Below are 26,506 nucleotides of genomic sequence, written 5' to 3' on the forward strand. Positions count from 1 at the left end.
GCGCAAAGCAGGACGCGCACAGCGACTGAACCGCGACAGGGGCGGCGGCGCCCCTGTCGCGGTTCATTCGCTGTGCGCGACCTGCTTTGCGCCGATGCCGTAGACCATGGCGGTCTTGGTGGTGCCGAGCTGGACCCATTCCGGCGCCAGCGTCTGCACGTCGCGGAAGAAGTCCTCGGACAGCCGCTTCGCCTTCTGGTGGACCTCGTCGTAGTGCTGGAACTTGGCCTGGAAGGCGAACTCGCCCACCAGCGAGGTTTCCGAGGCGCGGTTGCGCCAGATGGCGATGGTGGCCTTGGCCTCGAAACCGTGGCCGAAATCGAAGTGGCCCGGGTCCACCTGGATCTCTTCCACCGCCATGTTGTTCACGAGATCGATCTTGGTGTCGCCGTCCACGTCCGCCCGGGCCATGGCCGGGAACACGGTGATGATGTCCCTCAACCCCTGGTTCAGGACGACCCCCGGCGAGATCACGATGCAATTATGGGAATAAAGGGAGCGCATGCCGCCGAGACTGTCCTTGAGCGGCAGGATCTCCTCCTTGAACTTCACCTCCACCTGGCCGACGATTCGCGGCACCATGTCCATGGCAGTGCAGGTGTCGCGGTCGGGGCTGCGGAACTTCACGGCAAGCTCGTGCTCCGGGCGCGGCCACCCATCGTCGTAGAACGTGCGCTTGCGCAGGATGAACGAGTTTCGGTAGAGGTCGTAACCGGGGGTGTCGTAGAAGAGGACTTCGCGCACCATCCGTTGAAAGGCGTTGTCATTGGTCTGGACGCCAACGCCGTGCTTCTTTGCAACGCTCTTCACCTCGTTCCAATAGTCCTCGAACCGCTTTGGCGCGTAGAACTGCTCGGGTCGCAGGAGGATTTTATATTCCCGATAGTGGATGTCCTGCATGGGGAGCCGTGCCGCGTTAGGTTGGTGAAAACAGGCGAAATCAGCGATTCCGGCTCGCACGCGGGGGGAATCTGGAGCCAGCTTCAGCAGCTTCCGTCTGGTTGATGGAGAAGTCCACTCCTCCGTCGGGCCGTCACCCGCTGTCACCCACCGTCACATGGCTGCACGTCGCGGGACCGGGGGGCGTTGTGACAGATGCGCAACAGTGCGCTGTTTTTAGTCGGCATGATGCTCGCGCGAACGTGAACCCTGTGGCTGGTGCCCAAATTGTGAGCTATATAAAGTCCTGCTTCGGCTTCAAGGATCCGGTGCCGGGATGGCCGGATATCCTCGAAGGTCTCGGGCGGCAACGAGCGGATAAATCCGTGCCGCCAAGGTCGTGACACGCTGCCGCAGCATTCCCCACGCAAGCGCGTGCCCTCCGGTCGACAATCGGGGAGCAGAAGGAGAGGCGTGTCCGCCTGATTGCGGGCCGTCCGCTGCAGCAGCCGCAAGGGGGCTCGACCCTCCTTCGGATCATAACAGTCCGGCGCAAAAGCGCCCGAGGAAGCGTCCGCGAAGAGCCCGCCGGTGGGACCCGGAGAAGGGCTCACGCCTTTCGGAGGAAAATCATGACGACATTCGCAAGAATGGCGACAGCAGGATTGTTGTCGCTTGCCGCGCTGGCAACGCCCGCCCATGCGGGATCCGTCACCCAGCCCGGCGAAACGGTCGGTCTCGCCGTGGGTGCTCCCCTGCCGGAGGGCGCCTATTTCGTGAATACGGCCGATTGGGGCTGCCGTAACACCTCGCCGGAATCCACCTGCGTGGGTGTGACCATCCCGGTTCTGGCCTGGGCGACGCCGGTCTTCCTGTTCGGCGGGCGCGTCCAGCTGCTCACCGCGGTGCCTTTGATCGAGGTGAATGTCGACAACGGGCCGTCCACATCCGGCTTCTACAATCCCTTCTTTGCCGGCCAGATCGCCTGGGATCTCGGAAACGGCTTCGGCTTCAGCTACCTGGCCGGATTCTACCTGGGGGTGAATACCGGGGTGGCATTCGATTCCACCTCCTTCAACCAGCGCTTCGCGGTGAGCTATACCGCCGACGGCTGGACCTCACCGCCAATGCCATCTGGGGTATCCAGGCGCAGGGCGAGACGGAGACCATCAACCCCAACTTCCTGAACGTGGACCTCACCGCCACCAAGAAGTTCGGCAAGTTCGAAATCGGTCCGGTGGCCTATTACTCGACGGACCTCAATAATCCCACAGCCTATTACCAGAAGCAGAGCCAGTTCGCGGTGGGCGGGCTCGTCGGCTACGACTTTGGGCCGGTGATCATGCAGGCCTATCTCACCACCGACGTCTACCAGCAGAACTATGGCGGCAACGACACCCGGGTCTGGGGCCGCGTCATCATTCCGCTGTGGAATCCTCCGCCGACGCAGACTGCCCTGCTTCACAAGTGAGCGCGACCCGGCCGGCGCAGTACCCGGCCGGGTTCCCGCCTTCGAGCGTGCGGCTCAGGTCACGGCTGCCCCACCGCCTTGCCGGCGGTGGTGAAGAAGGATTCCGAATACCAGCGCATCTCCGCCTCGACCTCCGGCTTGCCGGCGAGTTCGCACTGGTCCACCAGCATGCTCACCCGCTCGAACATGGAGGCGACGAACGCCTCCGGCCTGTCGTGCTGGCCGGCAAGCTGGATCACGATGTCCCGCAGAATGAAATGCTGCACCATGGTGTGGGCCTGGGCGGTGCCCAGCGCCTTGATCATCGAGCTCAGCCATTCGGACAGCTCGGTATCGGACGCCATCTTAAAATCCCCATCGAAGAGCAAATACATCCATTCAAATCTGTCGGTGCGCCCCGAAACGGGGAGGGGCCGGCAGCAGCTCAGCTTTCGGCGCGCCGGCCGCGGAAATCAAGCGGGACGCCGTGGAGGCTGTGTGTTTGCGGGGGCAACCTTGCGTCGCCTGCGCTGAAACGATACGTACAGCGCAGGCGACAAAGCCGTCGGAGCATAGCGCAGCCTGGTAGCGCATCTGCTTTGGGAGCAGAGGGTCGCAGGTTCAAATCCTGCTGCTCCGACCATCTTTTCGACCATCGCATGGCTCGTCCTCCGACCGATCGCGCCTCTTGTCCCACGTCGTCCCGCATGGTCCGGCTTGCATTTCGCGCCCATCTGCGGCTCAAAGCGTCCAGCCCCCCGCCCGGCGCGGGCGGATGCGAGGGAGTGGCGTGCATGACGATCACGAAGGCGGTCATGAAGGTGGCAAGGGCATCTGGTTTCGGCGGGGTCATCGCGGCGGGTCTTGTGGGCACGCTCCTGTCCGGCACGGCGGCCCTTGCGGACAAGGCGGCCGCCGACCGCTGCGCCACCAAGCTGGCGCCTGAGGCCAAGGCCATCTACGCATCGAGCGCGCCGCTGCTGGTTCCCGGCGCAGACGGGCGCGCCGTGGTGACCGAGCAGACGCGCAACCTCGTGATGTCCGGCAAGGTCGCCCACACCACGGCCACCGAATCGGCCCAGGCGGCGGCGGGCTGCCTCGTGCTGCGCTGAGGGCGCCGGCGCGGTTCGCCGCCGCTGCTCGGTTGTCAGTGCCGCGCGGCTTAACTATAGACGGGATGGGTCGCGGGCGAGGGGCGCGCGACCTCGTATGACGGGTTCAGCATCATGGTCGCACGCATCTACAAGCCCTCGCGCAACGCCATGCAGTCGGGCGTGGGGAAGACCCGCTTCTGGTTGCTCGAATATGAGCCGGAGCATGCGCGCATGGTGGAGCCGCTCATGGGCTACACCTCCTCGGCGGACATGCGCAGCCAGATTCGCCTGACGTTCGAGACCAAGGAAGAGGCGGTGGCCTATGCGCAGAAGCGCGGCATCCCCTTCCAGGTGTTCGAGCCCCATGAGACCAGCCGCCGGCGCATGGCCTATTCGGACAATTTCGCCTTCACCCGCGTGGGCCAGTGGACCCACTGAGGGGCGGGCCGCGGGCCTGCTGACTTTTGGGCCTGCTGATTTGGGACGGCTGGCGCTCGGATCGATCGAGGGAGACCGTCCCTTGAACCCGATCCTTCATGACGCTGCCCGGGTGCGCTTTCGCCCGGTGCCGCGGCGCTCCGGAGCGTCAGGTTTCCACCTTTGTGGCGTGAACCGGTATCCCTTTCGCTCGAAGACGCTCTAAAAGCGAAACGCCGGCCCCGTAGCTCAGCTGGATAGAGCGAGTGCCTTCTAAGCACTAGGTCGCAGGTTCGAGCCCTGCCGGGGTCGCCAATTTTATCAATGACTTAGGCGAGTTTTGCGAGGCCATTCCGACAAGTCGGCCGCTGCTCATTCCGACAAAGGTGCCGGTTTCGTTCGGACTTGGCGACGCTTTTTGGCCACGTTGGAAACCTGCTTCATCGTCCGCAGAGCTGTCCTCAGGGCGATGACCTCGGCGTTGACACCGCCAACATGCCCCCACTGCCGAAGGGCCATCTGGAGACCGCCAATCTAATTCTGCAAAGGTAGTTCTAGGTCCATTGGGCCATCTTGCCGGGCATTGCCGTCAAGATATAGATTGTGGTCCAGCGATTTTCGCGCCAGCCGCTCGAAGTCCGGGGCGTTCGGTGGTTGCCGGCCATGAAAATACTCATCGTTGACGATCATTCCGTGGTGCGTGAGGGCGTCGCCGCCTTGCTCCTGAGCGGCTTCGCCGGCTCTTGTGTGCTGGAGGCCCAAGATTGCGCCCGGGGCCTCGACATCGTGGACGAGCACGCCGACCTCGACATCGTCGTGCTGGATCTCGGCCTGCCCGGCATGGGGGGCATGTCCGCCATTCCCGAATTCGGCCGACGCCGGCCGGCGCTGCCGGTGATCGTCCTGTCCTCGTCCGAGAACGCCCACGACGTGAAGGAGGCGCTGGCGCTGGGGGCGCTCGGCTATGTGCCGAAATCGGCCAGCCGCCAGACCCTGCTGGACGCCATGGAATTCGTGCTGAAGGGGCATGTCTATGTGCCGCCCTTCACCCTTTTGCCGGATACCGCGCCGGTGGCGGCGAGCGAGGCGGTGGAGGAGCCGGCGCCGCATCTCACCACCCGGCAGCTGGAGGTGCTGAAGCTGCTGTCGCGCGGCCTCTCCAACAAGGAGATCGGCAATACGCTCGACTTGTCCGAGAAGACGGTGAAGGTGCATATCACCAGCATTTTCAGGTCGCTGCATGTGATCAACCGCACCCAGGCGGCGAGCGCCGCCCGCCAGGGCAACCTTATCTGACCCGTGCCTCCGCCTCCGGGGGCAAGGTGCGCGCGCCGTGGGTGAGCAGGTTGGTGATGGCGGCCCGCAGCTTGCTGTTGTGGAGCGGCTTGTGGAGCAGCAGGAAGCCGCTTTCGCGGGCTTCCTTGAGGCGGTCCGGCGCGGTGTCGCCGGTGATCAGTAGGGCTGGAATATCCTCGTTGTATTCGGACTGCAGCCGCTGGATGGTCGCGATGCCGTTCTCGCCCTGGCGCAGGCGGTAATCGCAGATGATGAGGTCGGGCTGGCGCGGGCAGGTGGCGACCTTTTCCAGCATCTGCGCCAAGGACTCGGCGACGATGACCTCGTGTCCCCAGCTCGCGAGCAGGCTGAGCATGGCGGACTGGATGGCGGCCTCGTCGTCCACCACCAGGATGAGTCCCGACACGGTGGCGCCGCGGGCGGGCCCGGCGCTGGCGGCGGGCTGTTCGGGCGCCGTGGTGGCGATGGGCACGGAGATGGCGAACACCGATCCCTTGCCCGGCCGCGATTTGAGCGCCAGCGGGCATGCCATGAGTTCAGCGAGCCGCTTCACGATGGCAAGCCCCAGCCCGAGGCCCATGGCGCGGTCCCGCTCCGCATTGCCGAGCTGGTAGTATTCCTGGAAGATCCGCTGCTGTTCCTCACCCGGGATGCCCTTGCCGGTATCCCAGACCTCGATGGACAGGCGCCGCCCCCGGCGGCACCCGACGACGACGCGGCCGCGGTCGGTGTAGCGCACCGCATTGGAGACGAGATTGCGCAGCACGCGCTCCAGCAGGATCGGATCGGCAACCACTGCAACCGAGCAAGGCAGCACCACCAGGGCGATCCCCTTGCGCGCGGCTTCCTCGTCGTAGTCGCGCGCAATCCGTTCCACCAGCGGCTGGATGTGGAAAGCGCGGCAATCCGATTGCACCACGCCTGCGTCGAGGCGCGAGATGTCGAGCAGCGAGGTGAAGAGGCCGTCGAGGGCGGCGACGGATTCGTCGATGTGCCCCAGGATCTGGCGGGCCGGCGCGTCCAGGTTGCAGTTCTGCATGGCGCCCAGGAACATGGTGAGCGCGTGCACCGGCTGGCGCAGGTCGTGGCTCGCCGCGGCGAGAAAGCGCGACTTGTCCCGGCTGGCCTGTTCGGCGCGCTCCTTCTCGTTGCGTACCTCCACCAGGAGGTCGATGTTCTCGAACCTGAGGCGCAGGGCCTCCACCAGGCCCCGGTTGGAGCGCCAGCCCAGCGCGGCCATGGCCACCACATAGAGCAGGTCCAGCACCATCAGGGCGTGGGAGAGGATGCCGCCATGCAGCACCGCCCAGACCGGATAGGGCAGCATGGCGGGAAACAGCAGTGCATAGAAGGCCGGCAGGTAGCTGCCGAATGCCGACGCGGCGCCCGACGCCACAGCCGAGGTGACGATCATCACCCACAGCTGGAGCTCGATGCGGCTGGGCGAGACCAGCAGCACCGATCCCGCGCCCCAGGTGATGCCCTCCATCAGGCTGATGGCGGTGAAGGCCATGGCCAGCATGGGCAGGCGTTCGGGCAGCGCCGCGCGCCAGTAGATCCAGCACAGGATCAGGTGGCTCAGAGCGACCGCCACGAGCACGCCGGACCAGGTGGCGACGGTATCGAACGAGACGCCGTCGTGCAGCAGCAGCACATAAGCGAGGATGAGGCCGCCGATCATGGCGCCGAGCACGCCGACGGGCGTGTTCCTGAACAGGACCTTGAGCTGCTCGGACTGGACCCGGTCCCGGGGGGCGGCGGGCTCCTGGGTGCGCTCGCGCCGGTCGCTCGTCCCGCTCGCGAGCGGTTCCGCGCCGGGGACCAGGGACACTGTCGACCTCTGGAGCGTCACCGCCGCCTCACACCTGCTGAGAGCCCGTTCAAAATGCGACCGGTTGGACCGCTTGCAGCCCTCGCGGGCGCTTTATCATCGTCAAGGCCGGGCTTGAACCGGAAGTCGGCTGTTGCCGGCTTCCGCCTCCGGGAGCGGAACCCGCAAGCACGCGGGTTCCGGCCATCCACGCCGGACGGCTGGGAACGATTTTCGTACGCTGTCCCAAGCGGCTCGCGTGGATGCCCGACACAAGGCCGGGCATGACGGGGGTTTTTGCGGCAGTCCCTGCGCTGAGTTTTCAAACGGGCTCTGTGACGGTGCGATCTATAGCATACGTCAGCCAAGTAATGGATCCACATTGCGCGCCTTGGATGAAGAATCGCCGCGAGATGGGGTGAAGCATCCTCTTCAAATGCATGTCGTCGAGAAAATAGAGGCATCATAATACGGCTCCGCATGTCCCTGGAGACCATGCCGAGCCTTCCCGTATGAACGGTCATAGGACAGGTCGTAGGACGATCGGTCGGATTGCTGCCGGCGCCACAAGGTCTACTCTATGGGCGCGCCCGGTGCAGGAGCCGCCGCCGGCGCGGATGCCGGCGGACTCCAGCCGGGGCGGGCGGCCGGTTTCGTGGCTGTCATCTCGCAAGCGCCTTTTTCAACTGCGCCCTTTTCAACCGCGCCTTTACAGCCGCCGCAAGCCCGAGCCGGTTCCCGCGTAGACGTCCTCTCGTCAGGGCCGGACACCCAAGGCAAGGTCGCATCGAGGATGAAGATGACCCGAGATACCGCCGGCCCGGCGCCGCAATCGTCGTCTTCGCCTGAAGACGAACTGCTCCAGGAGCGCGGGCCTGTATCCCGGCGGGCCCTGCTGGGCGGCGGTGTGCTTCTGGCGCTGGTGGCGCTGGTGCCGCAGCCGGCGCAGGCCCTGCGCATTCCGCGCGGCCTGATGATGGTACCGGGCATGCTGCGCATCCCCGTGCCCTCGCGCCGCGCGCCATCGGGGGGATCGAGCTCCGGACGCAGCCGGTCGGGCAGCGGATCGGGGAGCGCCTCGAAGAAATCGGGCTCGGGCGCGCGCAAGAACAAGAAGGATCAGGACGCCCCCAGCGATACGGCCTCCCGCGAGCCCGACGCCGGGGCGCGTGATCCCAAGATGCCGGCATCCCGCCCCGCGGAACCGGCGGCAGGTGGCGGCGCGAGCGCCGCGTCCAGCCCCACGGGTCCCGGCGGGGCACCTGCGTCCTCCGGCGGCGGATCGCCCCCCTCCGGCCCGCCGCAGATCGCCGGTGGCGGGGTCCCGGCTGCCGCCGGAGCCGGTGCGGGCGGTGCCGCCGCCGCCGCGACAGGTGGCCGGCAGGTGATCACCGACGGCGACTATTGAGCCGGGCTCCCCTTCGGCCTCGATTCAGCGGCATCATTCACCGCCCCCGGACCAGCGCCCGCCATGGTCATCTGGAGGCGCCGCCCAAAGCTTCGAGCGCCTGCCGGGCGCGGGTATTGCCCTGCGCCGCGGCAAGGTCATACCAATAGCGGGCGGCGTTGCGGTCCGGATCAATGCCCTGGCCGTTCTCGAAGATCACGCCGAGATTATACTGGGCTTCCGCGACGCCCTGCTGCGCGGCCTTGAGATACCAGGCCCGCGCCTCCTTGTAGTCCGGGGCGCCGAAGCCCTTGCCGGTATAATAGAGATTGCCGAGGCGCCACTGGGCCTTCGCCAGGTCCTTATCCGCTGCCTGCCGATACTTGTAGGCCGCTGAAACGAAACTCTGGCCGACGCCCTCGCCTTTCTCCAAGAGGAAGCCGAGCGTGTAAAGCGCCTCCGCATTGCCGGTCTCGGCGAGGCGGGTGGCCAGCTCATAGGCGCGGCCATAGTCGCGGCGCTCCATGGCCTCGCCCATGGCCGTGCGCAGTTCGGCGGAGGTCATGGCCGGCGGCGCGGTGGCGACCTTCGTTTCCGGGGTGGTGGTCGCGGCAGTGGTGGCAGATCGCGTGTTGCGATCGAAATACATGTTCTCGATCCGCGCCGCATTGCTGGCGGCGGCGCCGGTCGCGGCATTGCCCGTCGCGGCACGCCGCTCGCCGGTGGGGCGGGCCGTATCCGTGCGCGGCGTGGGACCCGGCGTCGTGTCGCGCAGGCTGTCCACCACCACCACGCCCGCCACCACCGCCGCCGCCACGCCGCCGATGGCGAGCCCGCGTAGCTCGATGGGCATGGCCTTGAAGCGCCGCCATGCCGCCTCAATCGCCGCCCGCAGGCGGCCGACGGGACCGGGCGCCGGAAGCGGATTTGGCGCGATGGTTTTCGAGCCTCCGCCGGAGGGATCGGTGATGAGGCGCGTATAATTCTGGATCACCCCGGTGGCTTCGGCGCGCAGGCTGGTCGCCCCCAGCGCATCGCTGAAGGCCCGGACGGTGGGGAAGCGCTGTTCCGGCTTCTTGGCGAGGGCCTGCAGGATGGCGCCCTCGGCCTTCACCGACAGGCCTGCCACCTTGGGGATGAGGCGCTGCGGCCTGGTGTTCACATGGGCCTGGATCAGGTCGTAGTCGGTGTCCGCCGCGAACGGCGGGGCGCCGGAGAGCATTTCGTAGACCACGATGGCGAGGCTGTAGAGATCCGAGCGTTCGTCGCCGGGGCTGCCGCGCAACTGTTCGGGCGCGATATAGGCCAGGGTGCCGATGATCGAGCCGTCGCGCGTCAGGCGCTGGCTGCCGGCGACCCGCGCGATACCGAAATCCATGATCTTCACCCGGCCGTCGTCGGTGATCATGAGGTTCGACGGCTTGATGTCGCGATGAATCACGCCCATGGAATGGGCATAGGCGAGCCCGTCCGCCACCTGGGCCACGATGGCGAGGCATTCCTGCACCGGCAGCGGGCCGCCGCGCTGCTGGAGCACGCTCTCCAGGGTGCGCCCGCGCACCAGCTCCATGATCATGTAGAGGTTGGCGCCCTCCGGCTGGAGGGCGAAGAGCGTCGCGATATTGGGGTGGTTGAGGCGCGCCAGGCTGCTGGCCTCGGCGCGGAAGCGATCGAGGAAGCTGGTGTCGTTCATCAGCTCGGGACGCAGCGACTTGATGGCCACCTCGCGGCCCAGCATGGTGTCGCGGGCGGCGTGAACGCGGCCGTTGCCGCCCGACCCGAGCAGAGCGGTGATTTCGTAGTGGCCGATGCGTTCGGTGGTCGCCGTGGTCATGGTGCCCTCACAGCTTGATGCGCCGCGTGGCTCCCCGTGCGTCGCTGTCGTCCGCCAGGATTTCCTGCGGCACGATGCGCCGCGTGGTGCGGGCCGAACCTGAGCGATCCGAACCTGCGCGATCCGCCGCCTGCGGGGCCTCGATGGCGAAGACGCCCACCGAGATGTTGTCGTATCCGCCGGCGGCCAGCGCCTGTTCGACCAGGGCGTCGCAGGCGTCGGCGGGGGGCAGGCGGCGTAGCACGGCGGCGATGTCGGCATCCGGAACGAGGTTCGACAGCCCGTCCGAGCACAGCAGCACCCGGTCGCCGTCCGCCAGCGGCAGGCCCTCGCTCCACACCGCCGGATCAAGCTCCGCCCGCGAGCCGAGGGCCTTGACGATGACGTTGCCATTGGCGCTGGCCTCGGCCTCTTCCCTGGTCATCACCCCCTCGCGCACCAGCTGGGCGTTGAGGGAATGGTCCTCGCTGAGCTGGGTGAGCCCCTCGCCCCGCAGCAGGTAGGCGCGGCTGTCCCCGGCATGGGCGAGGTAGAGCTTGCCGCCCACCATGGCCACCGCGGTGCAAGTGGTGCCCATGCCGCGGCATTCGGGATGGTCGTCCGCATGCTGGATCACCGCCGCGTTGGCGGCCTCGAACGCCATGCGCAGCGTTTCCGGCACCGGCAGGCTGCTGCCGCAATAGATGCGCCGCACCACTTCGGCCGCGAGCGCGCTCGCCACCTCGCCCGCCGCGTGGCCGCCCATGCCGTCGGCCACCAGCGCCAGGGTGCCGCGATCGTCCGGCCGCCCGTCCTGCGGGGAGGAGACGAAGACGACGCTGTCCTCGTTGCTGCTGCGCACCCGGCCCACATGGGTCAGCATGGCGCCGCGCGCGCGCAGGGCCGGGGCGGCATCGGCGCGGGCGTTCATGACGCGGGCAGTCATGGCGCGCCTCCCGTCACTGTGCGGCGCGCTGCGGCTGGAGCAGGTCGCGGCCGTAGCGGATCGGCACGCCGAGGGTCACGCGCGCATCCCCGACCTTGCGGCCGTAGGTGTGCAGGCCGATCACCTTGCCCTCGGCATTGAACACCGGGCCGCCGCTGTTGCCGGGGCCGCTGGTGTTGATGCTCATCTGGAACACGTCGCCGCCGCTGGAGCGCGTGGTCTGGTCGCCCTCCCGCCGCGCGGCGCTGCCGAGGGCGGAGATGATGCCCTCGTTCACGCTGGGCTGCGGCACCAGCTCGTCGTGGACCCGCGATGGCCCGCCGGCTTCGCGGGTGGTGAACTGGGTATAGGTCTCCACCGACACCGCCGGATAGCCGAGATCGATCACCTTCTGGCCCACGCGCAGCTCGTCGTTGGCGGAGATGTCGATCTTGTTCAGGGGCTGCGGGGAATCGATCTTGATGAGCGCGGCGTCCGCGTCCGACGAGGGCCGCACCAGGCTGGCGTTGATGCTCAGCCGGCTGCCGGCGAAGCGCGCCTCCAGATACTCGTTGCGGCCGATGAACACCCGCTTGGCGATGGAATTGTCGAGCCCGTCGATGGAGCCGATGGGGATGGCCACGTTGGGGTGGAACACCACGCCGCCCGCCTCCGGCACCCAGCGCCGCAGCCGGGAGGCGTCGTCGGAGCTTCCCTCCAGATTGATCATGGTGGCCTTGTCGCGCTTCTTGAACGCGGCCGGCTGCTTGAGGTCGAACACGATGCCGTACTGGCCGGCGGAGGCGTCGTAGGGAACCATCCAGCCGGCAGCCACGTGCTTGTTGGTGAGGATGAAGCCCTGCTCGCTCACCACGAAGCCGCTGCCCTCGCCGGCCTCGCCGATGCTGGGATTGCTGCGGTTCTCGTCGTCCAGCGTCAGCCAGCGCACCACGCCGAGATCGCCCGGCAGCCGCACATAGGCGGGATAGGTCCGCCCGTCATAGACCACGGTCTTGTGGAAGATGGGCTTGCCGGTCTCCTGGTCGAAGACGCGCCATTGCAGGTAGATCTTCAGCACGGCATCGCCATACCGGCTCACGATCTGCTGCGCCGACATGCCGAGCTGCTGGGACAGGTTCGTGGAGGCCTCGGTGGCGACGCGGGCGTTGTCGCGAGCCTGCGCCTCGCGGATCTCGCCGAGTTCGTTGAGGTGGCGCCAGTAGAAGGCGCCGCCCACCAGCGCCACGAAGGCGACCACGCCCGCAAGCGAGGCCGCCCAAACCCGGCTGGTGCTGCGCCGCTCGTCACCAAGCATGCGCATCACCGTTTCCTTGCCGACGCCGGACTTGGGCGGCTCGGCCATGGCGGCGGTGGTTGCCGTCGACTGGGCGGTCTTGCCGCCGTCGATCTGTCCGGTGGCGCCCACGGCGTCCACGACCCGCGTCGCGGTGGTGTCCAGGGCGCTGATGACGCGGGTGCGCGCGCTCATGGCCGGCGGGCGGGGCTGCACGTCGAACACGAATTTCGGCCCGTTCTTGCCCAGCTCGATGGTGTCCTCGGGCAGGAGTTCGGCATCCTCCCTCACGGGCTGGCCATTGAGCAGCGTGCCGTTGCTGGAGTTGAGGTCCACCAGCCGGAACGCGCTGTCGTCATTGGCCGGGATGCGGATGGCCGCATGGTGCCGGCTGACCACGTCGTCGCGCTTGGCGTCGAAGGCGATGGTCGAGGCCGGATCGCGCCCGATGGTCACCTCCTGGAGGTCCTGGACGGGGATCTGCTCGATCTGATTGGCCTTGGAGCCGGACAGATGCCGGATGATGATCCGGTCGATGGATGCCGCGCTCATGCTGCCCCCCTTATCCTGTATGCCGGGCCGGGGTCCGCCGAAACGGCGAGACGACACATCAGCCGAGGCCATTGCTTACGCAGACAAGAATGGTCCGCAGGCGCCTTGCGCACTGAGCCACGACCGTAGCCTACGAGATGCAGGGTCAAGCTTGTAAAGCTGGACTGAGACCCTAGGACTGGTCCTAGGACCGAGGTCAAGTGCAGCGCGAGCGGAAGAACGCGCCCAGATCGACACCGTGCGGCACAGACTAAGTCTCTGGCAGATCGCGATTTTTGCAATCCTGCCGGGGTCGCCATTCCCCTTGCCGTGCCTTGCGCGGCAGCACAATCGCCGCGCAAGGCACGGCAGCACAAACGGGCCGCGCAGCGCGCGGCAGCGCAGCCCGCGTGCCGGTTGCGGCTTTTTGTGCATTGCAACAAAATCGGGTCTTTGTTCTAATCTCCTCGTGCCGCATTGCAGCAAGAGGGACAGGAGATGCAGAACGTCGTCACGATCGTATTGCTTGGCTCGGTTCTCATGGTCGCCATCGCCGCGCTCGACCAGCCGGGCAGCTGAAGCCCCGCCCGGCGCCCGGGCCGGCGCATGGCGTCGTCGTTTCAGTTTGTCGTCTCGGGTTGTCGTCTCGGGTTATCGCGTCTCACATGCGGTCGGCCAGTTCGCCGTCCGCCGCGTGAAGCACGCGCTCGGGCACGGCGGCGGCCGCTTCCCGCAGGCGCGGCAGGATGTCTTCCACCCGGTCGGCGGCGAGGATTTCCACCGGTGTCGCCTCACGGATGAAGGCGGTGGACCGCATATGCTCGATGAGGCTCAGGAGCGGGTCCCAGAAGCCTGACATGTTGGCGATGAGGATGGGCTTGCGGTGACGGCCCAGCTGCGCCCAGGTGAGCTGCTCCACCAGCTCCTCCAGGGTGCCGACCCCGCCGGGCAGGGCCACGAAGGCGTCCGCCCGCTCGAACATCAGCCGCTTGCGGGCGTGCATGTCCTCCACCACGATCATCTCCGCCTCATGGGCGAAGGCGCGTTCGCGATTCATGAGGAAGCGCGGGATGATGCCGGTGACCGCCCCGCCGGCCAGCGCCGTGGCGCTCGCGACCTCTCCCATCAGCCCGATGCCGCCGCCGCCATAGACGAGGCGCACCCCCTCGGCCGCGAGGATCTGTCCGAACCGGCGCGCTTCCTCGGCAAACAGCGGATCCGAGCCGGACGCGGAGCCGCAATAGACGCACACACTTTCGATTCTAGCCATGGGAGCACTTTAGCAAACTCGACGCCATGTGGGGCGTGGCGAACGGTCAGGGGGCGCGAGGGACTGCGCCTATCGGATCGCCCTCTAGCTTGTGGCTGCGACGCCGGCGTGACGCCGCGCCGATGCGAAAAGGGCGGGCGGCGACCGCGCTTGAAGTCGCCGCATTCATCGGCTATCGCCGATGGACGATGAATATAACGCCCTTTCCACTCCCCGGCGGACCCGACGTCGCAGACCCGGCGCAGGGGGAGGCCGAACGCCCCCTCGAGGACCGTTCGGCCCTTGCCGAGCGGCTGCGGGCGCTGGCCCATCCCGTGCGCCTGCGGGTGCTGGAGACGCTCGCGGGCCAGGATCGCTGCGTGTGCGGCGAGATCGTCCGCGGCCTGCCCCTTGCGCAGTCCACCGTCTCGCAACATCTGAAGGTCCTCACGGATTCAGGATTGATCCGGAGCCGGACCGAGGGCCAGCGCACCGCCTACTGCCTCGACCGGGATGCCATTTCCGCGCTCAAGGGTGAGATCGATGCCCTGTTCTCGGCGCTGTTGCCGCCCGGGGACTGTTGCGCGCCGCCCGCGGGCCGCACCGAAGACCGATAGGCCATCATGTCCCAATCGCCTCCACCCGTCGCCGGCTCCCGCCGGCCGGCCGTTTCCGCCGACGCCCTCCTCGACACCGTCCGTGGCCTCTGGCCCTATCTGTGGCCTGCCGGCCGGCCGGACCTGCGGGCGCGCGTTGTCGTCACCTTCATGCTGCTGTTCGCCTCCAAGGGCGCGACGCTGGCGGTGCCGTTCCTGTTCAAGTGGGCGACGGACGCTCTCACCGCCGAGACCGCCTCAGGCGGCACCAGCGCGCCATCGCCCGCATTCTGGGCCCTGGTGATCGGCGCCCCGGTGGCGCTCACCCTCGCCTACGGCCTCGGGCGCATCCTCATGGCCGGCGTCACCCAGCTGCGCGACGGCATCTTCGCCAAGGTGGCGCTGAACGCGGTGCGGCGCCTCGCGCTTGAGACGTTCGAGCACATGCACGCCTTGTCCCTGCGCTTCCACCTGGAGCGCAAGACCGGCGGGCTCACCCGCGTGCTGGAGCGGGCGCGCTCGGGCATCGAGACCATCGTGCGCATGCTGGTGCTGCAGCTGGCGCCCACCATCGTCGAGCTGGCCATGGTCATTGGCGTGCTGTTCTTCGCCTTCGACTGGCGCTATGCGGCGGTGGTGGCGGTGACGGTGCTGCTCTACGGCCTCTTCACCTATTATGCCAGCGAGTGGCGGCTCTCCATCCGCAAGGAGATGAACGAGAGCGACACCGACGCCAACACCAAGGCGGTGGACAGCCTGCTCAACTACGAAACGGTGAAGTATTTCGGCGCCGAGCGCTGGGAGACCGCCCGCTATGATCGCTCCATGGCGCGCTACGAGAAGGCGACGGTGAACACCTACACCTCGCTGGCCTGGCTGAACGCGGGGCAGGCGGTGATCTTTTCCATCGGCCTTGCGGCGGTGATGGTCATGTGCGTGCTCGACATCCGCGCCGGGCGGCAGACGGTGGGCTCCTTCGTCATGATCAATGCCATGATGGTGCAGTTCTACATACCGCTGAACTTCCTCGGCTTCATCTATCGCGAGATCAAGCAGGCCATCGTGGACATCGAGGCCATGTTCGCCGTGCTGGCGGTGGCGCCCGAGGTGAAGGACCAGCCCGCGGCGCAGGACCTCGTGGTGTCCGGCGGCACGGTGCGGTTCGAGAACGTGCGCTTCTCCTATGATGCGGGCCGCGAGATCCTGAAGGGCGTCACCTTCGAGGTGCCGGCGGGGCGCACGGTGGCCATCGTCGGGCCGTCGGGGGCGGGGAAGTCGACGCTCTCGCGCCTGCTGTTCCGCTTCTACGACATCTCGTCCGGCCGCATCACCATCGACGGGCAGGACATCCGCGCGGTCCGGCAGGAGAGCCTACGTGCCGCCATCGGCATGGTGCCGCAGGACACGGTGCTGTTCAACGACACCATCGGCTACAATATCCGCTATGGCCGTGCCGGCGCCTCCGACGCCGAGGTGGAGGAGGCGGCGCGCCTTGCCCAGATCGATGGCTTCATCCGCGCCACCCCCAGGGGCTACCGCACAGAGGTGGGCGAGCGCGGCCTGAAGCTGTCGGGCGGGGAGAAGCAGCGCGTCGCCATCGCCCGCACCATCCTGAAGGCGCCGCCCATCCTGGTGCTGGACGAGGCCACCTCCGCCCTCGACAGCCACACGGAAAAGGACATCCAGGACGCCCTGGAGCGGGTATCCGAGGGGCGCACCACCCTGGTCATCGCCCACCGCCTCTCCACCGTGGTGGCGGCCGACGAGATTCTCGTTCTGGCCGAGGGGCGTGTCGCGGAGCGCGGCTGCCACGCGGAACTGCTGGCCCGTGGCGGCCTTTATGCGGCGTTGTGGAACCGCCAGCGCGAGGCGGACGACGCGGCCATGGCCCTCGCCCGGGCGCAGGCGGCCGATCTCGGCGTGGCCGAGGCCGCCCACGCCGACGAGGAAGGCATCAGCGGGGAGCAGGTCAGCGCGGTGAGCTGAGCTTCTGCCGACGGCCGGTTGGCGAGAGTCGCCGGCCGTCGGCCAGGCCCGGCGGCGATGGAGCGAAGCCCCATCGCCGCCGGTCGAAGACCGGGGCCGTTGGCATTGAGAAGCCGTCAGTGCGGCTGGTTGAAGGCCCAGACCACGCCGAATGGATCGCGCACCTGCGCATAGCGCGCGCCCCAGAACATGTCGGATGGCGGCATCATCGCGCTCGCTCCCGCCGCCACCGCCCGCTCGAACGCGGCGTCGGTGTCCGTGACGTGCAGGCTGAGATTGAAGCCGCCCGGCGCCTCGACCGGCCCGGCGCAATATTCGGGATAGGGGTCGGCCAGCATCACCGAACTGCCGTTGATGTAGAGGTGCACGTGCATGGTGCGGCCGCTGTCATCCGGGGGGATGGCGAAGGCGAGTTCCGCGCCAAGGGCGCTCTTGTAGAACTCGACCGCCTTCATGGCGCCGTCCACCGTCAGGTAGGCCGTGACGCCGCCCTTCACCGGGGGCATTGCGCTGAAATCGGCCGTGGGAGTGGTCGTCTCGGCGGTATCGGACATGATCTTCCTCCTGCTGAAGCCCCGGAAAGGGGGCGCCCGTGCTTCAAGAACGTCTCGCGGGCCGCGGTCCCGACAGGCGGCCACGCCCTTTTTTCAGGCCCCGGCCTCGGCCATGAGCCGGTCGAGATGGGTGCGGATGTGGTCGGCCTCGGCCGGCGTGTTGGCGAGGGCGATGGCGCGGTCGAAGGCTTCCCGCGCCTCCGCCCGCCGCCCCAGCTCCAGCAGGAAAGCGCCGCGCGCGCCGAAATAGTGGAAATAGCCCGAAAGCTGCGGCGCCAGCGGCTCGATCATGGCGAGGGCCGCCTGCGCGCCCTTCACCTTGCTCACCGCCACGGCGCGGTTGAGCGTGACCACGGGGGAGGGCTGGAGAACTTCCAGCGTCGCATAGAGCGCGTCGATCTGCGCCCAGTCCGTGTCCTCGGGCCGGGGCGCGCGGGCGTGGAGCGCAGCGATGGCCGCCTGCACCAGATAGGCGCCGGGCCGGCGGTGGCGCAGCGCCTTGTCGATGAGGGCGAGGCCTTCGGTGATGCGGGCGCGATCCCACCGGGAGCGGTCCTGCGCGTCCAGCAGGATCACGCGCCCGTCGGCATCGAAGCGCGCGGCGGCGCGGGCGTGCTGGAGCATCAGGAGGGCGTTGAGCCCCATGATCTCCGGCTCGGTGGGGAACAGGCGCAGCAGCAGCCGGGCGAGGCGGATGGCATCGTCGCACAGGGTGGCGCGGTCCGGGTCGGGGCCGGCCGAATAGCCTTCGTTGAACACGAGGTAGACCATGGCCGCCACGGTGCCGAGCCGTTCCGCCCGCTCCACCGGGCCCGGCGCCTCGAACGGCACGTCGGCCCTGGCGATGCGGGCCTTGGCCCGCGTGATGCGCTGTTCCATGGCCGCCTCGCTGACGAGGAAGGCGCGGGCGATCTGCTTTACCGACAGGCCGGAAACGATGCGCAGGGCCAGCGCGATCTGCTGGGTCACCGGCAGCTCGGGATGGCAGCAGATGAACAGCAGGCGCAGCACGTCGTCGCGATAGTGGGAATTGTCCAGCCGCTCGGCGAGGCCGGCTTCGGCATCGTCGAGGTCGGACAATTGCGCGTCCGGGGGCAGGGGATCATGCCGCGCGCGCTTGCGCACCCCGTCGAGGGCGGCGTTGCGGCCCACCAGGATCAGCCAGGCGGCGGGATCGCGCGGCGGCCCGTTCACCGGCCAGGTTTTCAGCGCGCGCAGGCAGGCTTCCTGAAAGGCTTCCTCCGCGGTGTCGAGGTCGCGGAAATAGCGCAGCAGGGCCGCCACCGCCTGGGGCCGCGCCGCCGTGAGCGCGGCATTGATCCAGGCCGGATCGACCTGCGCCGGCGTGGTCACGGGGCCACCCGCTGGTCCGGGAAGAACAGGCCCACCGGCCGGATCTCATAGGCGCCGCCGGGATTGGCGGCGGCGAGGTCGCGGGCGATGGCGAGGGCGTCGTCGAGGTCGGCGACGTCCACCAGATAGAAGCCGAGCAGCTGCTCCTTGGTCTCGGCGAACGGCCCGTCGATGACGAGGGGCGGGTCCTCGCTCTTGCGCAGGGTGGTGGCGGCGGTGGTGGGCAGGAGGCGCAGGGAGGCTCCCATCTTGCCCGCCTGGATCAGGCGCTCCTGCACCACGGCGAGCTTCGCCATGACGGCGTCGTCCTCCTCCTTGCTCCAGGCGCAGACCACGTCTTCTTCATGGTAGCAGAGGATGGCGTACATCATGGGCTAGGCTCCCTGTCGTCTTGTCCTAGGACGCGGGAGTATGCTCATGACCGACAGGCGGATGCAAAAGTTGAGAAGCTTTGCCGTGGAAAGGGTTGGAGGCTTCAGCGGGCGCCGGGGAACCATTCCACATGGGCGTCGCCGGTGCGCCCGTAATAGATGGCGCGCCGTCCGCTGAGGCTGACCTGATAGCCGACGCATCCGGCGGCGACGATCTGCCGGCAGAAGTCCTTGTACCCGATCCGGCCGGCCTGGATGGCCCGCACCGCGGCCTCGACGCCGGCGGCCGAGAACGCCGCCGGAGCCGTGCCGGCCACGGGCGCGTTGGGGAGGACGGCGCTGGAATCGTCGGGCAGATAGAAGGTCTTCTCGGCGCGCACGAGATCGGCATCGTAACGCTCGACGCCGACCGCCATGAGCCGGGCCACCACATCGCCGAAGGTGATGCGCTCTTCGTCCGATGCGGCCACGCATTCGCGCATGACCTCCATCACATTCGCGTCCGTCACGTTGGTGTCCATGGGGGTCTTCTCCTTGGGTGTTGCGAATGGTGAGGCCGCGGCTGCGGTCAATCCACCGGCACGGCCCGCAGCCCGAGGCGGCGCACGATGGCCTTCATGACCGCCTCGACCTGCGTCCGCTCTCCGGCGGACAGGTGGCCGAAGAACTCCGCATCATTGGCATCCGCCAGCGCCGCGAGTTCGGGCACCAGCGCGCGGCCCTGCGGGGTGAGGGCGAGGCTCTGGAAACGGCGGTCGTCCTTGTCGGTGGTCCGCGTCGCGAGGCCCTTGGCCGCGAGCCGGTCGGCCAGCTTGGAAATGGCGCCGCGCGTCATGCCGAGGCGGTCCGCGAGGGCGCTGGGGACGGCGGCCTCCTGCTCGAACAACTCGCGCAGCAGAACCCATTCCGCCACCGTCACGCCGCGCCGTTCCAGCTTGAGGCTGAAGGCGTGCGAGACCTGATTGGAGACGAAGCGCAGCCAGTAGCCGAGATGGGAATCCAGCGCCGGCAGGACGGGCTGGGGTGCGGTGGGAGCGGGATCGGTCAAAAGCGCCTCACTGATTGACTAGGAAACTATCTGGATATGATTTCCTAGTCAACTATTGTCCCGGAAAAATGCGGGCGAACCCGCATTCTCCCAGCCATCCGGACGAGCGTGGATCACGCCGCCTGATGCTGCTCCATCTCGCCGCCATAGCGCCGCACCAGGTGGGCCTTGAACACCGAGGCGTCGAGCGGCCGGCCGGTGGCGCGGGTGAGCAGCGCGTCGGTCTCCAGCAGCGAGCCCTGGCTGTGGACGTTGGTGCGCAGCCACGCCAGCAGGGGCTTAAAATCGCCGCGGGCGATGCCGGGCAGGATGGAGGGGTCTGCCGTGCAGGCGGCGTCGAACAGCTGCGCCGCGGTCATGGCGCCGAGGGTGTAGGTGGGGAAATAGCCCCAGCCGCCGCTCGGCCAGTGGATGTCCTGCAGGCAGCCGAGGCGATCATCCGGCGGCACCACGCCGAGCAGCGATTTCATGCCCTCGGCCCAGGCGCCGGGCAGGTCGGCAAGCTTCATCTCGTCGCCGATCAGCGCCTTTTCCAGGCGATAGCGCAGGATGACATGGGCGGGATAGGTCACCTCGTCCGCATCCACGCGGATGAAGCCGCGCTCCACCTGGGTATAGGACCGCCACAGGGCCTCGGCCTCCCAGGCGGGACCCGACCCGTTGAAGGCGGCGCGCATGCGGGGGGCGGCGAAGGTGAGGAATTCGCGGCCGCGGCAGGCCTGCATCTCCATCAGCAGGGACTGGCTTTCGTGCACGCTCATGGAGCGGGCCTGTCCCACCGGCTGGAAGATATAGTCGTGGGGGCGGCCCTGCTCGTAGAGGGCATGCCCGGTCTCGTGCAGCACCCCCATGAGGGCCTTTGAGAAATTGGCCTCGTCGTAGCGCGTGGTGATCCGCACGTCGTTGTCGGCCCCGCCGCAGAAGGGATGGGTGGAGACATCGAGGCGGCCGCGGTCGAAATCGAAGCCCACCGTCTTCATCATCTCGACGCCCAGCGCGCGCTGGGCTTCCACCGCGAACGGGCCGGACAGCGGCGGCATCGCGGGGCGGCGGGCCTGCACCTCCAGCACCTGCTCGGTGAAGCCGGGCAGGAACTGGGCGAGATCGTCGAACAAGGCGTCGATGCGTGCCGAGCGGCCGCCCGGCTCGTAGTCGTTCAAGAGCGCGTCATAGGGGGAGAGGCCGAGCTTCTCGCCCTTGGCCTGGCCCATCTCCCGCTGCAGGCGCAGCACCTCTTCCAGATCGGGCAGGAGGGCAGGGAAGTCGGCCTCGGCGCGGGCCTTGCGCCACGCCATCTCGCACTTGGAGGAGGCGCGGCTCGCGGCCTCCACGAGATCGGCGGGCAGGGCGGTCTGCACGGTGTATTGCCGCTCGATCTCGCGCACGTTGGCCTGTTCCCAGGGGCCGAGGTTCTCGCCGGAGGCGGCGGCGAGCCAGTCGCCGATGCGGGGGTCGGTCACCATGCCGTGATGGAGCACCCGCAGCAGGGCGAGGCTCTCCGCGCGGGTTTCGGCGGCGCCCTTGGGCATCATGGTGTCGCTGTCCCATTGCAGGATGCCGATGCCATTGCCGAGGGCGGCGGTGCGGGTGAAATGGGCGGAAAGCTCGGAATATGCGCTCATGGTCCTGAAAATCCCGATGGCCCGACGGCCGTGTTCGAAAGCGATGGCGCGACGGTAGAGAACCACGCCCGCCAAGAAAAGCCCCGAGGCAAGGCCCCCGATCGCGACAGGTCCAGCCCGGTCAAGGCAAAAGAAACCCGGCGCGGGCGGGGCCCGGCCGGGTGGAGGTACTCAAGGGGTCTAAAAGTCGAAGGTTGCTCAGGCCGCCTTCTCGCCGGGGGTCAGCGAGAGGACGGACTCAAAGCCTTCAAACTCCGGACCGCCGATATAGTTCACGCGATTGGACGAAGATCCTGCATCGCGATGGGCGAGACGGAAGGCTTCGGACTTGGTCCAGGCCTCGAAATCCGCCTTGGTCGCCCACACGGTGTGGGAAATGTAGAGGGTGTATTCCTCCTTCTCCGAACCGCGGCACAGGTCGAAGGCGACGAAGCCGGGAACGGCGGCGATATAGGTGTCGCGCTCGCGCCAGACGCGCTCGAACTCGGCTTCCGAGCCGTGCTTCACCTTGAATCTGTTGGTGGCAATGAACATTCTGCATACTCCGACGTGGTAAAAGGAAAGCGGCAAATGGGCTGCGCTGGCCCCGCGTGGCTATTTGTAGAGGGGAGACGGGGTCGCCGCGGCGATGGTGTCCGCTCCGAACCTGATCCTCAGCCCGCCCTTCACGGTCAGGCCGGCGCTCGGCAGAAACTGCTGGTATTGAGTGTACTGCTCGTTGAGCAGGTTCTCAACGGAGAGCGACGCCAGCACGTTCTCGCTGGGCTGGTAGCCCAGATAGACGTTCACGAGGTTGAAGCTCGGGGTCGGCTCGTAGGGTGAGTCGGCCGGCATGTCGGCCTCGGTCACGGCGGCCACCCATTGCCAGCGCACGGACATGGTCAGCCTGCGGTCGAGGAAGCGGGCGCCCAGCGTCCCCGCCACATTGTTCGGCATGGTGTTGGACAGCGGCCCGCCGGTTTCGCTGTTCTCGCCGTCGGACACGGTGACGTTGAAGCCGGCGAACCAGGCCCCCGCGTCATAATTGCTCTCCAGCTCGAAGCCCTGGAGGCGGGCCTGGGCGATGTTCTGGTACTGGTAGTTGGCATAGGTGCCGTACCGCGTCATCTGGTAGCCGACCAGCTCGATGTAGTCGTCCACGTCGTTGCGGTAGATGTTGGCCTTGGCGCGGAACTTGTCGCCCTTCACGAAGATGTCGTCGAAGCGGACGTTGAGGCCGAGTTCCTTGTTCTTGCCCACCTCCGGCTGGAGATAGGGGTTGGGCACGAAGCAGAATACGCCGTAGCTGCCATCCGGGCAGAAGACGAGGGGGATGTTCGGCGGGTGCGCGCCGTTCACCAGGGTCTCGGTCACCGCCGGGGCGCGGTAGCCTTCCGCATAGGTGCCGTAGAAGGTCAGCCAGTTCCAGGGCGTGATGCCCAGCGTGAACTTGGGCGAGAAGCGCTGGCCGTCGGTGGAAACGCCGTCGCCGTTGAGGCTGTAGGTGTCGTAGCGCACCGCCGCCTGCGCTTCCAGCCAGCTGGAATAATTGGCCTTCCACTGCACGAAGGCGCCGCCCACGCCGCGCTCGCCGGAGGGATTGTAGCCGTCGCCGAAGCCGTAATTGTCCACGTTGTTCACGTCATCGTGGAAATAGTCGCCGCCGATGGTGACGGCATTGCGAATGTCGTTCCAGGCGAAGCGCGAGGTGTTGTTGGCGTCGAAGCCAATTGTGTCGATGGTGAAATAGCGCGGATTGCCCACGGCGCCCGTCACCGAGCTGGCGGAGCCGGCCACCTTGATCTGGTCCTGCTTCACCTTGTTCCAGTAGAGGGTGCTGCGCCAGTCGAACAGATTGTCGTTGGGGTTGGTATAGTTCCAGCTGGCGGTGGCGGTCTGGTTGAGCACGGTGGTGCCGTACTGGGTGGCGGTGGTGGGAACCGCGCCGTTCGCCAGCGCCGAATTATAGGTGGTGTAGTCGGCATTGTAGTTGAGGCCGGTGAACTTCACCTCGTGGAAGTCAGCCGGGCGGAAGGTGGCCTTGGCTATGCCGGTCCAGGTGTCGTAGCCGGTGCCGGGCACCACATCGCCGTTGCCGTCCTTGTAGTCGCTCTGGGCGCGATAGGTGCCGCCGAGGAACAGGTCCACGTTCTGGCCCACCCGCGCCGCGGCGAACAGGGAGCCGAAGCCCATGGGGCCGTTGGAGCCGAACTCTTCAAGGGATTCCACGCCCCAGGTCTGGCCCTTCTTGATGATGTCGTCGGCGTCCTTGGTGCGCATGGTGACCACGCCGCCGATGGCGCCCGACCCGTAGATGTTGGAGACCGGGCCGCGCACCACGTCCACGTCGGCCAGAAGGCCCGGCTCCAGGAAGAACGATCCGGCGCCGGTGCCGTGGCCGAGCTGGGTGAAGTTCTGCCGCGCCCCGTCCACGAACACCGCCACGCGCCCGTAATCCTGCATGCCGCGGATGTTGATGGACGCCTGGGTGGAGTTGCCGTTCTGGATCACCGTGGTGCCGGGCATCCCGAAGAATACGTCCTGCGTGCGCGACGGCATGAGCTGCTCGAGGTCTTCCGGGCGCACCACGCTGATGGCGGCGAGGGCATCGATGGTGCGTTCCGGCGTGAGGCTGGCGGCCACCGTGATGGTGTCGAGGGACATCTGATCCCAGGTGGCGGCCTGCGCCGTCGCGGCCGTCGCGCTCTGGGCGAACGCTGCGCCCTCCATGCCGGCGAGCAGCGCGCAGGCGGCGACGCCTGAACGCAGAAGCCCGCTGGTCCACATGCAAACGCCAGCTCGCTGCGGCTTGAGCGCCATGATCGTCTCTCCGGAATCGGTTCGTGATCGAGCTGGCTACCGTCCGCAATGTGGGACGTGGCGCGCCGCGGGCATCCCCGCCTGTCCCTCCTGAGCTACCGTTCCGCTTTAGGGTGGTCAAGAAAATTACATGATTGTTGCCAACAGATGCAAATAACGTCACTGATTGTGGCAGATAAACAACGCAATGATGCGATCTGAAATTTGATGAATTCAAAATTTCCGGATTGATCCATGCGAAACAAGCGCGGCTGACATGAAATGGAAGTTTTCTAATTCAATGAAATGGCCTGTTAAACTCCGGATTTTTGGTGCTATTCTTGGGTTTGCGGTTGCGATCCTCTGCGTCATGCCGGGGCTTGGTGCCGCCGAGGTCCAAAGGCGGGCGGTGGCTGAAACGTCCCGCATCGTATCCATCGGCAGCGCGGTAACCGAGATCCTGTTCGCCCTCGGGCTCGGCGACCGCGTGGTGGCGGTGGATCAGACCAGCCGCTATCCCGCAGCAGCACGCCGCAAGCCGGACGTGGGCTATTCCCGCGCCCTGTCGCCGGAAGGCGTGCTCTCCATCGGGCCGAGCCTGATTTTGGCCGCCGAGGGCGCGGGGCCGCGCTCCACCCTCGACGTGCTGGAGCATGCCTCGGTGCCGGTGGTGCTCATTCCCGAAGCCCACGACAGGGATGGCGTGTTGGCCAAGATTGCTGCGGTGGCCAAGGCCGTCGGCGAGGACGAGAAGGGCCGGGTGCTCGCCGCCGAGGTGGCGGCGGATTTCGACGCGTTGGAGGAGATGGTGAAGGCCCTGCCGGAGCGGCCGCGCGCCGTGTTCGTGCTCTCGGCGTCCGGCGGCGCGGCGGTGGTGGGCGGCGCGGACACCAGCGCGGACGCCATCTTCCGCCTTGCGGGCGTCACCAATGCCATGGCCGCCATCAAGGGCTTCAAGCCGGCTCTGGACGAGGCGGCCATGTCGGCCGAGCCCGATGCGGTGCTGGTGATGCAGGGCGGCGGACAGGTGCTGGACGCCGCCACCGTGTTCTCGCTGCCCGCCTTCGCCGGCACGCCGGCCGCGCGCGAGCGACGGCTCGTGAGCTTGCCGGGTTCCTATCTGCTGGGATTTGGTCCACGTGCGCCACGGGCGGCGCGGGACCTTGCCGCCGCGCTCCATCCGGGCGCGCGCCTTCCGGAGTTGCCGCCCCGCCCCTGGAGCGCGGAGAAGGACCAATGAGCGTGGAGCATGTCACCATGGCCGCTCCGGCGGAAATCCCATCCGGCCGTCCGGTGAAGGCGGGGCTTATCCTGTTCGCGCTGCTCGCCGGCGCGGCCGTTATCGGGGCGCTGGCCATCGGCCCCTTCACCATCGCGCCGGGGCGGGTGCTGACCATCCTGTGGGCCGCGCTGACAGGCGATGCCGCCCCCGCCGTCGCCCTGCGCGAGCGCATCGTGGTGCTGGATGTGCGCTTTCCCCGCGCCGTGGTGGGCGCGCTGACAGGGGCGGGCACGGCGGTGGCCGGGGCGGTGATGCAGGGCGTGTTCCGCAATCCTCTGGCCGATCCCGGCCTCGTGGGCGTCGCCCCCGGCGCAGCGCTGGCGGCGGTGGCCTTCGTGGTGTTCGGCGCGCCGCTGGCGATGCTGCTGCCCGCGCCGCTCCAGGCGCTGGGCCTGCCGCTCGCGGCCTTTGCCGGCGGGCTCGGCACCACGCTCGTCATCGCCCGCCTCGCGGCGCGGGAGGGCCGCACGCAGGTGGCGACCCTGCTGTTCGCCGGCCTTGCGCTGGGGGCGCTCGCGAGCGCGGGGACCGGGGTGATGGTGTTCCTCGCCTCCGAGCAGCAGACCCGCGAGTTCCTGTTCTGGACCCTGGGCAGCCTCGGCGGCGCCACCTGGCTGAAGGCGGCGCTCGCCGCGCCGTTCGTGCTGGGCCTGCTGGTGGCGTCGCTCTTCCTCGCCCGCGGCCTCGATGCGCTGGCGCTGGGGGAGGCGGAAGCGTTCCACGCCGGCGTGTCGGTGGAACGGCTGAAGCGGGGCGCGGTCATTGCCGTGG

Annotated in this window: 23 protein-coding genes, 2 tRNA genes and 1 pseudogene; 11 read left to right on the forward strand and 15 right to left on the reverse strand. The window is 67.7% G+C overall.

The genetic code is table 11. From position 1 onward, the window contains the following. Positions 1-63: 63 nt before the first annotated feature. Complete coding sequence (locus tag K9U41_RS11760; protein WP_282641024.1) at positions 64-900, reverse strand: hypothetical protein; 837 nt, start codon at positions 898-900, stop codon at positions 64-66. Between the two features lie 629 nt (positions 901-1,529). On the opposite strand from K9U41_RS11760, the pseudogene K9U41_RS23850 reads away from it, so the two are divergent. Next, positions 1,530-2,350: pseudogene (locus tag K9U41_RS23850) on the forward strand (transporter). Between the two features lie 59 nt (positions 2,351-2,409). Here K9U41_RS23850 and K9U41_RS11775 read toward each other — a convergent pair. Beyond that, positions 2,410-2,694, reverse strand: coding sequence for a hypothetical protein (locus K9U41_RS11775; RefSeq protein ID WP_282641026.1), 285 nt, complete (start codon positions 2,692-2,694; stop codon positions 2,410-2,412). A gap of 201 nt (positions 2,695-2,895) precedes the next feature. Here K9U41_RS11775 and K9U41_RS11780 point away from each other — a divergent pair. The 5 genes from K9U41_RS11780 to K9U41_RS11800 all read left to right on the forward strand — a co-directional run bounded on the left by K9U41_RS11780 (position 2,896) and on the right by K9U41_RS11800 (position 5,136). After that, a tRNA-Pro gene (locus K9U41_RS11780) sits at positions 2,896-2,972 on the forward strand. Positions 2,973-3,123: 151 nt separating this feature from the next. Next, the gene (locus K9U41_RS11785; RefSeq protein WP_282641027.1) at positions 3,124-3,441 is read left to right on the forward strand and encodes a hypothetical protein; all 318 of its coding nucleotides are present in this window, start codon (positions 3,124-3,126) and stop codon (positions 3,439-3,441) included. A gap of 114 nt (positions 3,442-3,555) precedes the next feature. After that, entirely contained in the window at positions 3,556-3,861 is a 306-nt protein-coding gene (locus tag K9U41_RS11790) for an ETC complex I subunit (RefSeq protein ID WP_282641028.1), read from the forward strand. Between the two features lie 217 nt (positions 3,862-4,078). Continuing rightward, positions 4,079-4,155: transfer RNA gene (locus K9U41_RS11795), tRNA-Arg, on the forward strand. 348 nt (positions 4,156-4,503) lie between these two features. Then, the gene (locus K9U41_RS11800) at positions 4,504-5,136 is read left to right on the forward strand and encodes a response regulator transcription factor (RefSeq protein WP_282641029.1); all 633 of its coding nucleotides are present in this window, start codon (positions 4,504-4,506) and stop codon (positions 5,134-5,136) included. Here the strand turns inward: K9U41_RS11800 and K9U41_RS11805 are convergent. Next, positions 5,129-6,967: an ATP-binding response regulator gene (locus tag K9U41_RS11805; RefSeq protein WP_282641030.1), complete on the reverse strand. Its 1,839-nt coding sequence runs from the start codon at positions 6,965-6,967 to the stop codon at positions 5,129-5,131. The genes K9U41_RS11800 and K9U41_RS11805 overlap by 8 nt on opposite strands. 778 nt (positions 6,968-7,745) lie before the next feature. On the opposite strand from K9U41_RS11805, the gene K9U41_RS11810 reads away from it, so the two are divergent. Next, positions 7,746-8,354: a hypothetical protein gene (locus K9U41_RS11810; protein ID WP_282641031.1), complete on the forward strand. Its 609-nt coding sequence runs from the start codon at positions 7,746-7,748 to the stop codon at positions 8,352-8,354. A gap of 67 nt (positions 8,355-8,421) precedes the next feature. Here K9U41_RS11810 and K9U41_RS11815 read toward each other — a convergent pair whose 3' ends face one another. The 4 genes from K9U41_RS11815 to K9U41_RS11830 form a co-directional block, all read right to left on the reverse strand. Then, positions 8,422-10,167, reverse strand: coding sequence for a serine/threonine-protein kinase (locus K9U41_RS11815; RefSeq protein ID WP_282641032.1), 1,746 nt, complete (start codon positions 10,165-10,167; stop codon positions 8,422-8,424). Positions 10,168-10,174: 7 nt separating this feature from the next. Continuing rightward, complete coding sequence (locus tag K9U41_RS11820; protein ID WP_282641033.1) at positions 10,175-11,092, reverse strand: protein phosphatase 2C domain-containing protein; 918 nt, start codon at positions 11,090-11,092, stop codon at positions 10,175-10,177. A 13-nt stretch (positions 11,093-11,105) separates the two neighbouring features. Next, positions 11,106-12,917, reverse strand: coding sequence for a trypsin-like peptidase domain-containing protein (locus tag K9U41_RS11825; protein WP_282641034.1), 1,812 nt, complete (start codon positions 12,915-12,917; stop codon positions 11,106-11,108). A 640-nt stretch (positions 12,918-13,557) separates the two neighbouring features. Beyond that, entirely contained in the window at positions 13,558-14,166 is a 609-nt protein-coding gene (locus K9U41_RS11830; RefSeq protein WP_282641035.1) for a TIGR00730 family Rossman fold protein, read from the reverse strand. Positions 14,167-14,255: 89 nt separating this feature from the next. Here K9U41_RS11830 and K9U41_RS11835 point away from each other — a divergent pair, with 89 nt between their 5' ends. Both K9U41_RS11835 and K9U41_RS11840 read left to right on the forward strand, forming a co-directional pair. After that, the gene (locus K9U41_RS11835) at positions 14,256-14,762 is read left to right on the forward strand and encodes an ArsR/SmtB family transcription factor (RefSeq protein WP_282641036.1); all 507 of its coding nucleotides are present in this window, start codon (positions 14,256-14,258) and stop codon (positions 14,760-14,762) included. Between the two features lie 6 nt (positions 14,763-14,768). Continuing rightward, positions 14,769-16,727 (forward strand): ABCB family ABC transporter ATP-binding protein/permease, encoded by a 1,959-nt coding sequence (locus tag K9U41_RS11840; protein WP_282641037.1) that lies wholly within the window; start codon positions 14,769-14,771, stop codon positions 16,725-16,727. 116 nt (positions 16,728-16,843) lie between these two features. Here K9U41_RS11840 and K9U41_RS11845 read toward each other — a convergent pair whose 3' ends face one another. The 8 genes from K9U41_RS11845 to K9U41_RS11880 all read right to left on the reverse strand — a co-directional run bounded on the left by K9U41_RS11845 (position 16,844) and on the right by K9U41_RS11880 (position 24,474). Continuing rightward, the gene (locus K9U41_RS11845) at positions 16,844-17,281 is read right to left on the reverse strand and encodes a VOC family protein (protein ID WP_282641038.1); all 438 of its coding nucleotides are present in this window, start codon (positions 17,279-17,281) and stop codon (positions 16,844-16,846) included. Positions 17,282-17,374: 93 nt separating this feature from the next. After that, positions 17,375-18,634, reverse strand: a complete 1,260-nt coding sequence (locus K9U41_RS11850) for an RNA polymerase sigma factor (protein ID WP_282641039.1) — start codon at positions 18,632-18,634, stop codon at positions 17,375-17,377. Beyond that, complete coding sequence (locus K9U41_RS11855) at positions 18,631-19,005, reverse strand: YciI family protein (RefSeq protein WP_282641040.1); 375 nt, start codon at positions 19,003-19,005, stop codon at positions 18,631-18,633. The genes K9U41_RS11850 and K9U41_RS11855 overlap by 4 nt, the downstream gene beginning before the upstream one ends. A 104-nt stretch (positions 19,006-19,109) precedes the next feature. Continuing rightward, positions 19,110-19,526 carry a DUF1398 domain-containing protein gene (locus tag K9U41_RS11860; RefSeq protein WP_282641041.1) on the reverse strand — a complete coding sequence of 139 codons (417 nt, stop codon included), beginning with the start codon at positions 19,524-19,526 and terminating at the stop codon, positions 19,110-19,112. Between the two features lie 47 nt (positions 19,527-19,573). Continuing rightward, entirely contained in the window at positions 19,574-20,053 is a 480-nt protein-coding gene (locus tag K9U41_RS11865) for a MarR family winged helix-turn-helix transcriptional regulator (RefSeq protein ID WP_282641042.1), read from the reverse strand. A 113-nt stretch (positions 20,054-20,166) separates the two neighbouring features. Then, positions 20,167-21,675: a carboxypeptidase M32 gene (locus tag K9U41_RS11870; RefSeq protein ID WP_282641043.1), complete on the reverse strand. Its 1,509-nt coding sequence runs from the start codon at positions 21,673-21,675 to the stop codon at positions 20,167-20,169. A 198-nt stretch (positions 21,676-21,873) separates the two neighbouring features. Further along, the gene (locus tag K9U41_RS11875) at positions 21,874-22,209 is read right to left on the reverse strand and encodes an antibiotic biosynthesis monooxygenase family protein (protein ID WP_282641044.1); all 336 of its coding nucleotides are present in this window, start codon (positions 22,207-22,209) and stop codon (positions 21,874-21,876) included. A gap of 60 nt (positions 22,210-22,269) precedes the next feature. Beyond that, entirely contained in the window at positions 22,270-24,474 is a 2,205-nt protein-coding gene (locus K9U41_RS11880) for a TonB-dependent hemoglobin/transferrin/lactoferrin family receptor (protein WP_282641045.1), read from the reverse strand. A gap of 388 nt (positions 24,475-24,862) precedes the next feature. On the opposite strand from K9U41_RS11880, the gene K9U41_RS11885 reads away from it, so the two are divergent. Beyond that, positions 24,863-25,693, forward strand: coding sequence for a heme/hemin ABC transporter substrate-binding protein (locus K9U41_RS11885; protein ID WP_282641046.1), 831 nt, complete (start codon positions 24,863-24,865; stop codon positions 25,691-25,693). Further along, positions 25,690-26,506, forward strand: an 817-nt coding sequence (locus K9U41_RS11890; RefSeq protein ID WP_282641047.1) for a FecCD family ABC transporter permease, incomplete at its 3' end; no start/stop codon positions are given. The genes K9U41_RS11885 and K9U41_RS11890, both read left to right, overlap by 4 nt.

Source organism: Xanthobacter autotrophicus, from assembly GCF_029991245.1.
Lineage (GTDB): Bacteria > Pseudomonadota > Alphaproteobacteria > Rhizobiales > Xanthobacteraceae > Xanthobacter > Xanthobacter autotrophicus_C.